This window comes from Nonomuraea sp. NPDC059023 (genome assembly GCF_042740095.1).
GTDB lineage: Bacteria > Actinomycetota > Actinomycetes > Streptosporangiales > Streptosporangiaceae > Nonomuraea.
In genome coordinates, this window is the sequence record NZ_JBHYIO010000033.1 from 138,652 (window position 1) to 149,838 (window position 11,187).

Consider the following 11,187-nt stretch of genomic DNA (forward strand, 5'->3'; position numbering starts at 1 on the left):
ATGAACGGCCCGGCACGCAGGTGGTTCGGCGCGGAACCGGCCGTCAACCTCGCCCTGTCACCCGACGGCCGGGCGGTGAGCTGGCAGAGCGAGCGGAAGCCTGGCCTGTTCGTCTGGCGCCGGGAACACGGCGTGCGCGCGCTCCGGACCGGCCGCGCCCGGATCGTGGATCACGCCTGGTTGCCCGGGAGCGGCGCGCTGGTCGCGGTCGTGGCCGGCCGTACCGAACGAGTGATCGTCCACGACGAGGCCACCGGACGCACTTCCGACGTCACGCCGGAGGGCCTCGGCCGGATCCACGTCGTGGACCGCGACCAGCCGCGGCGGCGGAGCCTGCTGCTGGGCGGCACCGGCGCGGACGGCCGGGCGGCGTGGCACGTCCTGTCCTCGCCCGGCGGGCAGGCACGTCACGTGCCCGCGCCCGGCCCGGCCGGACGCCTGTTCAGCGACGCCGGTGACCGGCCGTGCGCGGCCACCGCCCGCACCGAGGACGGCTCCCTCCTCGTGTACGCGGCGGAGGCGGACACCTGGCATGAGGTGTGGCGATCCCGGCCACCCGGCTCCCTGGTCACCCACCCCGTCGACGTCACCGCGGACGGGCTGGGCCTCTACCTGTCCGGCCCCTGCCGCGACGGGTTTCTCGGCGTACGCCTGCTGGACCTGCGTACCGGCAAGACGCGGACCGTCCTGGAGGACGGCGAGCACGACCTGGACGTCGTGCTGCATCCGGCGACGCGCGTCCCGCAGCTGGCGCTGGTGTCGGGAGCCCGCCAGGGTCTCCGTGCGCTCGGCCCCGAGCTGGCCGCGGACCTGTCCGACCTCACCTCCCGCCATCCGGGCGAGCTCGACCTCGTGGGCCTGACCAGGGACAACACCGTCTGGCTCGGACGGCTCGACGACGGCGAGTCCGCGCCCAGGCACCTGCTGTGGGATCGCGGCGACGGCACCGCGTACCCCTTCACCCCGGGGCTCCCGAAGTCCGGCCTGATCGCGCGCAGGGCGAAGCGGCGGGCGCTCGCGCCCACCGCCGTCGTGGCCGTTCCCGCCCGCGACGGCCTGGTGCTCGACGGCTACCTGGTCACGCCGTCCGGGGGCGCGCCGCCGTACCCCGGCGTGCTGCTCGTGCACGGCGGCCCGTGGTCGCGCGACGTGTGGGGCCTGTCCGCGCAGGCCCAGTGGCTGGCCGAGCTGGGGTACGCGTCGCTGCGCGTCAACTTCCGCGGCTCGGAGGGGTACGGCACGCGCTTCCTGGACCTCGGCCGTGCCGGCTGGGGCGGCGCGATGCACGACGACCTGGAGGACACACTGCGCTGGGCGGCCGAGGAAGGGCACCTCGACCCGGACCGGGTGGCCATCATGGGACAGTCGTACGGCGGGTACGCGGCGCTCATGGCCGCGACCGCCCGGCCGAAGGCGTTCGCGCTGGCCGTGGCCGTCTGCGCGCCCACCGACCTGGTGGCCTTCCTGCGGCACGTGAAGGGGTCCTCGCACCACGAGCGGGCGCATTTCCTGCACCGCGTGGGCGACCCGGACGACGACGCCGCCCGCCTGCGCGCCCGCTCGCCCCTCACCCACGCCGCCGGCTGTCATACGCCGGTGCTGCTGGTGCACGGCAGGGACGACCCGCTGGTTCCCTTCACCCACGCGACCACCATGGCCGCCGCGCTCGCCGAGCATCGCCGTCCCCACCACTGCCTGGTGCTCTCCGGCGAGGGCCACGGCATCACCAGCCCCGCCAACCGGATCCGGCTCGCCCGGGTGGTTGGCCGCCAGCTCGCGTACCACCTCGCAGGGAGGCCCGCATGACCAGCCCTCAGGACACGCACCTGACACCGGCGCAGGCCGCGGCCGGGGAGCGTCCGTCCTTCCGCTACGTCGCCGCCCCCGACCGGCTCGCGCCGTTCGTGACCCGCCCGGCCTACCGGGAGACCGGCTCGGAACGGGCCGCGAGCCCCTCCACCGGCGCCTACTCCCTGGCCGCGCTGGCCACCTGGTTCACCTGGCCGGCGCTGAGCACCGACCTGTTCCCCGCCGCGCCGTGGACCGGTCTGGAGCGCGTACGGCACGCGCCGCCCCGCCCCCGTGGCCACGCCCGCCCCGGCGAGCTGCGCGACCGGCTCGAAGCCGCGGTCGAGCGGGCGATCGGCGACCGGGAGCACGTGGCGGTCGCCACCTCGGGCGGGCTCGACTCCGCCGCGCTGCTCGCCGTCACCGCCCGGCTCTGCCGGCGTACCGGCCGCCGGCTGCTGACCGTCACCATGGACATTCCGGACGACCGGGGCCGCCGCCCCAAGGTGGTCGTGGACCGGCTGCTGGACTTCCTCGGGCTGCGCTGCCTCCACCTGCGCGTGGACACGGCCCCCCGACGCTGGCCGGAGCCGGACTGGTGCGAGCACGGCCCCCGCTTCGACGGCTTCCCCCGGCTGCACCGCGGGATGGCCGAGCTCGCCGCCGGCGCGGGCGCGCAGATCCTGCTCCACGGCAGCGGCGCCGACCAGCTCCTGGAGGCTCCCGGCTACATGGCCGCGCGGCTGGCCGGCCGGGGCGCCTTCGGCGATCTGGCCGCCTACCTCAAGGACGCCGCGGCCGGCGGCGGGCCACCCCTGCGGGAGCTGACGGCCGTCCTGGCCGGAGGGCTGCACCGGGGGTTCTCCTCCGCCCTCTACTGGCCGACGGCCTGGCCGCAGCGGACCCGCGAACCCGGCTCGGCCCTGCTGACCGAGGAGGTCCACGAGGCGGCCTGCGCCTGGGAACGGGACTACCGGCGGGAGTCGGCGAGGATCGCCGCCGAGGCGGGCATGTCCTGGGCGGAGGCGCTGATGATCCACCGCACCTTCCCGTACGACGTCGTCGTACCGGCCACCGAACTGCCCGAGGCCGCCCCCTTCTACGACCCGGCCTTCGCCGAGTACGCCCTGCACCTGCCGGCGGCCGCCCGCTACTCCTCGGCCTACGAGAACGAATATCTGCGCAGGAAGCACCTGGTCACGGACTTGTTGCCGGACGGGATCGGCTCCGTGCTGCCGCCGTACCGGCAGCGGGGCTCGCGCTCGTACTCCCGGTACTGGCGGCTGACGCGCGTGGAACCTTCACTGGCCGTGGAGCGGGGGCTGCTGCGGCCGGACTGGCGCACGCGGTGCCGGGACACGTTCGAGGTGGCCACGGCCAGCGCGGTGGAGCTGTGGCTGCGCGGCGCGGAGGAGCGTGGGGCACGCGCGGCCGGGATCGGGGCGACGGCGTGACCCGGGCCGTCCCGGGCGTTCCTGGCGTTCCTGGCGTTCCTGGCGTTCCGGTCAGTGCTCCGGGCAGGGTCGACGTGGCCGCGCTGGCGTTGTACCTGTCGCGCCCGTCGCTGGTCCTGGGGGTCTATCCCGGTTCTCCGCGGGAGGAGACCGGCTGGGACGAGCGGCGCCCGGCCGATGCGCGTGAGCTGGGCGGGCGGCTCGTGGAGGCGGTCCGCCGGGCCGTCGGGCCCCACCGGACGGTGGCCGTTCTGCACGACGGGAGCCTGGGCGCGACGGCGTTGCTGGCGGCGGCGGACACGGCCGGGAGGGAGGCGGGGGCCGAGGTGACCGTCGTGGTGGCCGACCATCCCGACCCCCGGGGCGCGAGCGTGGCCGTGCCGGCTCAGCAGGCCGTCGCCCTTCTCGGCGGGCGCCACCGGTTCCTCCTGGCCGAAGCCGACCGGCTGCCCGGCCCCAGGTTCCGGGGGAGCGAGCCGCGCGGCCGTACACCGCGGAAGGAGGGTCGCGACGGGTGGAATCCCGTCGCGCCCGATCTCGCGCGGACCCCGCTGGTACGGGCGGCCGAGGCCAGGGCGGCGCGGCTCGGGGCGACGGTGGTCCTCACCCCGGACGGCGGCGAAGAGCTCCTGCAAGCCGGCCCCTCCGGCTTGCGGGATGTGCGGGCGGCCGGCCGCGGGCTGGCCGACCGGTGGCAGGCGGAGGGTGTCGCCGCGGCGCTCGCGGACGCCGCCGCCGTGCTGGGACGGGGCCCGGCGGCCCGGCGGCTGCGTGCCCGCCTCCATCTGGCGCAGGCGCCGTTCGCGCGGGTGCTGGGCGGGCCGCCGCGCGTGCTGGCGCCGGAACTGCGCGCCCACGTGGAGGCCTGGACGGCCGGGTGGGTCAGCCGGCTGGCCGAAGAGCTGGCCGGCGAGCGTGACCCGGTCCGCGCGTACGTGCGGGCCCGCATGGCGCGCTTCGCCGGCCCGTACCCGGCCGCGGTGGCCGCCGCGGCGCCGGTTCCGCGCGCGGCGCCGTTCCTCGATCCCGGCTTCTCCTCGTGGGCGCTGCGGCTGCCCCAGAGCGCCCGCTACGACGTCCGCGAGCCGACGCCCCACCTGCGACGCAACAGGTTGCTGACCTCGCTCGTCCCGCGGGCAGCCCACGACGCGCTCCCCACTGCGCCCCCTCCCCCGGCCACCGGCGCGATCCCCGGCGCGGCCGGCGAGTATCCGCTGTGCAGCGGGCTCGGGCTGCTGGCTCCGGGAGCGGACGTGCCGGCGGAGGTCATGACCAGGCTGACGGTCCTGGAGGAGTGGCTGTCGGGGGCCGAGCGGGTCAGCCCAGACCGAAACGGCGGTTGAACGCCTCGCCGAACGGGCTCACGAAGCGGCGCCGTACGGCTCCGCCCAGGGCGGACCGCAGCCGCATGCCGGGCGCGGGCCGGGTGCGCCCGGTGGTGGGCTGCCAGAAGAACGTCACCGACGATGTCGTGCCCGGCCCTTCGACGAGGTGCCCCCAATAAAGCGGGATGTAAAGCGCCTCACCCGCCCGTACGGTGCACCGCAGCGGCGAGCCCGGCCCCTCCGACACGGCGGAGAAGTCGATCCGGCTGAAGTTGAACCGGTAGGAGTACCACGGATGGAAGTTCAGGAACCGATGGTCCTCCGGCGGATACAGCAGCACGTCCTTGGCCCCGCTCACCTGGCACAGCAGGGCCTGTTCGCTGCTGTGGTAGTGCAGCGCGGTCACCGTGTCGCGGCCCAGGAAGAACGCCAGCCCCAGCTCCGGCGCCCCGTTCAGGCAGCCGGGAACCGACAGGTCCTCCGCCAGCTCCGGCAGCAGGTCCAGCAGCGGCGCCTGGGCGAGGTAGCAGCGCTCCGCCTCCCCGGGTGAGGTGAGGATGTCGAGGTATCGGTCCATGCGCAGATAGGAGTGCACCCAGCTGCCGTAGTAGGACCCGGACGGGTAGAACTCGACGGGCACCCGCGTCGCTCCGACCCGCTCGCGGAAGTAGCCGGGGTTCCAGCGGTCCAGGGCCGGCCAGCCGTCCAGGGCGCCTTCGAGGAGGACCGGCCGGCGGGCCCGTTCGAGTTCTCGCACGTCACCGATGTCCGCGGCCCGGCGCCGGGGCACCTCGGCCGCGCGGATCGTCCTCCCGGCGGGCAAGCCGTTCCCCCGCCTCTCGCTGTCACCGTTCACTGCCCCGGACTCCTTTCGCCTGTCACCGTGGGCCGCTCCCGACGGCGGGTGCCCGTCGCCCACGACGAGCTCCCCCCAGTTCTCCGTCTGCTCGAACGGCCACGCCGGCGTCGGGGGCGGGCCGGCTCCCGTCTCCAGCCACCGTCCCATCTCGGCCAGCAGCCGCTCGGCGTCGAGCCTCTTCTGGTCCAGCGCGCCCCCGGGCAGCCACGCGCGCAGCCGGTCAAGGCGCGCGGCGGCCTCGGATCCGGCCGCCTCGGTTTCTGCGGCGAGGAGCGCCGGCCAGTCCCGGTCGGGGTAGTACATGTCCTTCGCGCGTGCGGTCAGCGCCGCGGCGGCGTCCGCGTCGATGATCTCCTCCCGTACGGCCGCCGCCAGCGTCGCCCTGATGTTGACCATGGGTTCGGACATCGGGCGGTATCCACCCTGCGCCGGGGCGTGCAGCACCGCCACCTCGTCGTCGTCGGTCAGCAGGCCCAGGCGGTACTGCTCCGCCACCTCGCCCACCGGGATCATGCCGAACGCGGCCAGCTCGGCGGCCCGGAGCGCGCCCATGCTGGCCGCGCCGTACACCCTGATGCCGAGTGAGAGGGCGTAGAGGATCTCCTTGTGCCAGACGGCGGGGACGCGCTCGAAGTACCCGTCCACGATCCCGATGGCGGACGGGCGCTCGCGGGCCGCGCGGTAGACGCTGCCGAGCTCGGCGGGCGGGCGGTAGTCGGCGGGCAGGATGCGCGCGGCCTCCTCGACCGGCAGCGTGGGCCCCAGGAACACCACCGGCGGACGCCGCTCCGCGGCCCTCACTCTTCCCATGGCCGCCACCGCAGTCCGGGCACGACCGCCTTGACCACCGGCACGCCCAGATCGCCGATCGTCAGATCGACCACCACGGCCGAGGTCGCTCCGGTGGCCGCCAGCCTGGCCACCAGCCAGTCCAGGTCTTCGTTGGTGGTCGGGTGGTCGACGTCGGGCGCCTCGGCGTAGTCGCGCGCGGGCCGGTCGCCGGTCGCGTCGCCGACGGCGCGCCGCTGGTCGGGGTCGAAGTACCAGGTCTGCCGCTCGCGGCCGATGTCGTCGCGCGACCCCACGATCACCGTCGCCCTGGCCTGCGCCGCCTCGGTGAGGGCGCGCGACAGCGCGATGGCCCGGCGCGGATGGCAGCCGGAGCCCTGCGTCTGGGGCAGCGGGTGGTACCAGGGCGTGTCGGTCTCCACGGCCAGGCAGTTGAAGACGGGCGCCCCGATCTCCGAGGTCAGGTCCCAGATCAGCACGTCGATCCCGGCCCGGCGGAAACGTCCGAGCAGAGCCTGGCAGCCGCTGTCGGTGATCGACTCCGGCCGCACCATCCGCCGGGCGGCGAACATGTCGCCATCGTCCTGCGCGGCGACGATGGCGTCACGTTCGGCGAGCTCGCACAGGGCGTGGACGGCGGCCTCGATGAGGCTGTTGCCGGAGGCCAGGCCGTTGGAGCCGTTCTGCACGGAGTGGTCGCCCGGCGCGATCGGCACCCGCCAGTCGCAGTGCACCGCCTCGTACGGCACCCAGACCGGCTCCCGGCTCATCAGGTCCCAGCCGTGGACCCAGCGCATCGCGCGGTCCGGGGCGTACCCGCTGCAGGGGCAGCGGACGAGGGTCATCGGGTCGAGTACGGCCTCGCCGCGGGCGGCCAGCGCGCGGAAGCTGTCGTAGCGGAGCGGGAGGTGGTGGGTCTCGGCGTGCCACAGTTCGAGCGACTCCATGATCGCGGAGACCTTCGCGGCCTCGGCCGTGACGCCCTTGCCCTGCGAGACGGTCAAGCTCCGCGAGGCGGGGCGGATCGCGCACCAGACCGGGATCCCGATCCGGTCCATTCCGGTCACGTTCGCGACGCGGGTGATTCCGGCGACGGCCATGGCGGGCGACACCCGTTCGAGGGTCGTGGCCGGGCTCACCGCTCGATCCGTGCCGTCGCGGTACTCCTTGCGGATCGGCCGCGCCCATTCGGCGGCCCAGCGGCCGGATAATTCCCTGACATAGGAATGAGAAATGAGTTTTCCCCCTATTGCCGCATCCCGGTGGACGGTGTTGTGCGCGCGATCTTTGATCTATGCTGCCGACCGATAACCAAAGAGACAAGTGTGCGATTGGGGATATGAGTGCCCACGCGGACGTTTCATGACATTCCCCCGTCAAATGACGGCAGGTTCGAGGGTCGTCCGAGTGACGTGGCCGTGCTGGGCATACCCGTCGACTCCGGCACCGGCGGACGGCCGGGCGCGCGCTTCGGCCCCGCGGCCATCCGCGACGCGTCCACGCTCATCTCCGGCAATCTCTACCACGTCGGCCTGGAGACCGAGATCTTCGAGCACCTGCGGATCGTCGACGTGGGCGACGTGCCCGTCACCCCCGGCCAGCACGACCGCAACCTGGACGCCGCGGAGAAGTGGGTGCGGGAGCTCATGTCCGTGACGGAGCAGGTGGTGGTGCTCGGCGGCGACCACTCGGTACTGCTGCCGGTCCTGCGGGCCGTGGCCGCCAAGCACGGCCCGGTGAGCTTCGTGCACTGGGACGCGCACGCCGACACCTGGGACGGCGGCCCGGAACGCCTGCTCACCCACGCCACGGCGGTCCGGCGCGTCATCGAGGAAGGCCTGACCAACCAGGTGTTCCAGATCGGGCTGCGCGGCTACGGCCCGTCCAGGGAGACCTTCGCCTGGGCCGGGGAGAACGGCGTCGAGCACTGGACCATGATGGACGTGGAGGAGACCGGGCTCACGGACATCATCCAGCAGGTGATCTCCACCATCACCGGCAAGGTCTACATCTCCATCGACATCGACGTGCTCGACCCCTCGTACGCGCCCGGCACCGGCACCCCCGAGCCCGGCGGCCTGACCAGCAGGGAACTGCTCGCCGGCATCCGCGACCTGGTGCTCAACACCGACGTCGCCGGCATGGACGTCGTGGAGGTCGCGCCGCCGTACGACCACGCCGACGTCACCGCGCTGGTGGCCAACCGCTGCGTGCTGGAGTTCCTGGCCGGTACGGCCCGCCGCCGGGCCGCCGGCTAGCCGGACCGGTCGGCGTACTCGGCGCACAACCGCGCGTAACTGCCGCCGAGGGAGAGCAGTTCCTCGTGGGAGCCGTGCTCGACCAGGACCCCGTCATCCAGCACGAGCACGCGGTCCGCGGTCTGCGCCGTCTCCAGCCGATGGGTGATCAGCAGGACGGTCCGCCTGCCGCGCTCGGCGCGCAGCCGCTGGATCAGGGCGGCCTCGGCCTGGACGTCGAGCGCCGCGGTGGGCTCGTCCAGCACCCAGACGGGCGCGTCGCGGTAGAGGACCCGCGCCAGTGCCAGGCGTTGCCACTGGCCGCCGGACAGGTCGCGGGCGCCGGGGAACATCCGGCCGACCAGGTTGTCGGCTCCGTGCGGCAGCCGCGCGACGAGCCCGTCCAGGCCGCCGGCCCGCAGCGCGAAGTCGAGCCGGTCCTGGTCGAGTGGCCGGTCCGCCCGTCCGAGACGGACCGATTCGGCCACCGTGAACTCGTAGCGCCCGTACTCCTGGTAGAGCACGCCGATCAGCTCCCGCAGCCGGTCCTGGTCGAGCTCCGCCAGGTCCGCCCCGTCGATCAGGATGCGCCCGCTGACGGGGCCGAGCAGCCCGAGCAGGAGCTTGACGAGCGTGGACTTGCCCGCCCCGTTGCGTCCCACCAGCACCGTGAACTCACCGGGCCGGAGCGTGAACGACACCTCGCGCACCACCGGCGGCCCGCCCGCGTAGGCGTACCCGACGCCCTGGAACTCGACCGCCGGCACGTGCTCCACGACCGCGGGCGCGGCCTCGGACGGCCGATCAGCGGGCAGGGCCGGGCCGTACGCCAGCGCGACGAAATCGGTGAGGTAGGCGGCGTGCTCCTCGATGTCGACCGCGATGGTGAACAGGTCCACCGTGCTGGCCACGAGGGTGTTGAAGGCGGTGAAGACCAGGAACAGCTCGGCCACCGTCAGCGCCCCAGACCGCGCCTGACCGGCGGCGAGGTAGTAGGCCACGACCAGGCAGACGGCGCTCAGCACCCCCGCGACCAGCCCGCGCGCCACGCTGTGGCGGCTGGCCGCGACGACGGCCCGCAGCGCGCGCCGGCTGACGTCGTCGTGCATCCGCGTGAACGGCGCGGCCAGCCCGTAGCTGCGCACGTCCTTGGCCAGGTCGTAGCGGACGAGCAACTCGGTGAGGTAGTCGCGGCGGCGCTCCAGTTCGGTGGTGCCCCGGCGCGCGAGATAGATGGCCCTGGCCTCAAGCCGCCGCTGCACCAAAAGCGGCACGCCCGCCAGCAGGGCCAGGCCGATGAGCCGGACGTCCAGGACGGCCAGCACGCCCACCATGCCGGCCAGCGAGACGATCTGGCCGCAGAACTCGATGAGGATCCCGGCGATGGCGGCCGGTCGCCAGGTCACTCCGTCATGTGCCCGCGCGACCGCGTCGTACCAGGCGGGATCGTCGAAGCGCTCCAGCGGCGCGAAGCCCGTGACCCGCAGCAGACGTTGCTCGGCGGTGATGCCGACCAGCTCGGTCAGCTCCTCACGGCGCACGGACATCAGGGCGCCGAGCGCCACCCGCGCGGCGGTCAGCCCGCCGAGCACCAGGATCCACGTCGTCGCCCGGCCGTCCTGGCCCTGCGAGAACGCCTCGACGATCTCGCGCACGATGAGCAGGAGAGCCGCGGGCAACGTGGACACGACCGTGGACAGCAGCAGAACGAGGACCAGGAGCCTGGGTGAGGCCTCGAAGCAGAGCCGGATCGCCACCCTGGCCGCGCCGGCCCCGCCCTCTTTCCCGGGCCGGCGGGTCGACGTCACCTCCGACCGGACTCCACGTCGAGCAACCGGGAGGCCGGGTGCGGAAGGAGTTCGTGCCAGCTCTCCTGCCGGTCGGGCAGCAGGAACTCCACCTGCCGGACCCGCAGCGGCACCCGCAGCCAGCGCCGCTGGTCCCAGCCGGTCGCCAGTTCCTCCCAGCCCGGCACGCGCGGGTAGTGGTGCGGGCGCAGCGAGGCGAGGCAGACCGCCTCGCGCGCGGACTGGTAGCGGTACTCCACGGCACCGCGCAGGTACGGCGAGCGGTTCTCGTCCACCGCCCGGGTCGCCAGCGCGTGCATCACGACCACGTCACCGGGCCCCAGGTCGGGGGCCCGCCACCAGTCACCCTCGCCCGGCCCGACCTCGGCTTCGACCCCTCCGGTGTCCAGCACGGTCAGCGGCCGCACCCCGGGCACGGTGCGCTCCCTCAGCACGCGCAGCGTGCCACCGTCGGCCGGGAACGGGGTGAACGGCACCCAGGCGGTCAGCACGTCCGGGGTGCCCTGGACATAGGTGTGCTCCTGGTGCGGCGGCACCCAGAAGCCGGGATGCACGAGGCTGACCTGGCGCCGCGTGTGGTTCAGCAAATGCTTGCCGAGGATGGCCCGCATCACCCCGACGACCTCCGGCGCGTGCGCGAGTTCGTGCATCAGCTCGACCCGCTGCAGGTCCTGGTACATGCGCCACCAGCGGGGGCTGCCGTCGCGGCGGTTGGCCGCCGGGCGCGGCTCGGTGTCGTCGCCGTCCTCGGCCAGCCACTCGTGGCGGTAGAGCACCCCGGTGAACCGGGCGCGCAGCTCGGCCAGCCGCGTCCGCGGCAGGAGGCCCCTGAACAGGAGCATGCCGTGCTCCCGCAGGCGCCGCCGCAGCGCGCCGGGATCGCCGACGATCGGGGTGGAGTCCTCGGCGACCCCCGGGACGCCGGCG

General features: G+C 74.2%; 8 protein-coding genes. 4 read left to right on the forward strand and 4 right to left on the reverse strand.

All coding sequences use genetic code 11. The features are described 5' to 3' along the window. The 3 genes from ACFWYW_RS42275 (at position 1) to ACFWYW_RS42285 (ending at position 4,585) form a co-directional block, all read left to right on the forward strand. A complete protein-coding gene (locus tag ACFWYW_RS42275; RefSeq protein ID WP_379610202.1) occupies positions 1-1,806 on the forward strand; it encodes an alpha/beta hydrolase family protein in 1,806 nt (601 codons plus the stop codon). Then, a complete protein-coding gene (locus tag ACFWYW_RS42280; RefSeq protein ID WP_379610203.1) occupies positions 1,803-3,242 on the forward strand; it encodes an asparagine synthase-related protein in 1,440 nt (479 codons plus the stop codon). The genes ACFWYW_RS42275 and ACFWYW_RS42280 overlap by 4 nt, the downstream gene beginning before the upstream one ends. A gap of 74 nt (positions 3,243-3,316) precedes the next feature. Beyond that, on the forward strand, positions 3,317-4,585 hold the full coding sequence (locus tag ACFWYW_RS42285; protein ID WP_379610204.1) for a hypothetical protein: 1,269 nt from the start codon (positions 3,317-3,319) through the stop codon (positions 4,583-4,585). Here the strand turns inward: ACFWYW_RS42285 and ACFWYW_RS42290 are convergent. Both ACFWYW_RS42290 and ACFWYW_RS42295 read right to left on the reverse strand, forming a co-directional pair. Then, positions 4,560-6,236: a TfuA-like protein gene (locus ACFWYW_RS42290; RefSeq protein WP_379610205.1), complete on the reverse strand. Its 1,677-nt coding sequence runs from the start codon at positions 6,234-6,236 to the stop codon at positions 4,560-4,562. The two genes, ACFWYW_RS42285 and ACFWYW_RS42290, sit on opposite strands and share 26 nt — an antisense overlap. Beyond that, positions 6,224-7,354, reverse strand: coding sequence for a YcaO-like family protein (locus tag ACFWYW_RS42295; RefSeq protein ID WP_379610207.1), 1,131 nt, complete (start codon positions 7,352-7,354; stop codon positions 6,224-6,226). The genes ACFWYW_RS42290 and ACFWYW_RS42295 overlap by 13 nt, the downstream gene beginning before the upstream one ends. A 279-nt stretch (positions 7,355-7,633) precedes the next feature. Between ACFWYW_RS42295 and speB the strand changes: the two genes are divergently transcribed. Next, a complete protein-coding gene (gene speB / locus ACFWYW_RS42300) occupies positions 7,634-8,473 on the forward strand; it encodes an agmatinase (RefSeq protein WP_379610208.1) in 840 nt (279 codons plus the stop codon). On the opposite strand, the gene ACFWYW_RS42305 is transcribed toward speB, so the two are convergent. Then, positions 8,470-10,260: an ABC transporter ATP-binding protein gene (locus ACFWYW_RS42305; RefSeq protein WP_379610209.1), complete on the reverse strand. Its 1,791-nt coding sequence runs from the start codon at positions 10,258-10,260 to the stop codon at positions 8,470-8,472. The two genes, speB and ACFWYW_RS42305, sit on opposite strands and share 4 nt — an antisense overlap. Further along, a partial coding sequence (locus ACFWYW_RS42310; protein WP_379641258.1) for a phytanoyl-CoA dioxygenase family protein occupies positions 10,257-11,187 on the reverse strand: 931 nt, incomplete at its 5' end. The genes ACFWYW_RS42305 and ACFWYW_RS42310, both read right to left, overlap by 4 nt.

What these genes read in the sequence shown, in the direction of transcription:
- ACFWYW_RS42275 (WP_379610202.1), top strand. Translation starts at nt 1, where the DNA reads ATGAACGGCCCGGCACGCAGGTGGTTCGGCGCGGAACCGGCCGTCAAC.
- ACFWYW_RS42280 (WP_379610203.1), top strand. Translation starts at nt 1,803, where the DNA reads ATGACCAGCCCTCAGGACACGCACCTGACACCGGCGCAGGCCGCGGCC.
- ACFWYW_RS42290 (WP_379610205.1), bottom strand. Translation starts at nt 6,236, where the DNA reads ATGGGAAGAGTGAGGGCCGCGGAGCGGCGTCCGCCGGTGGTGTTCCTG.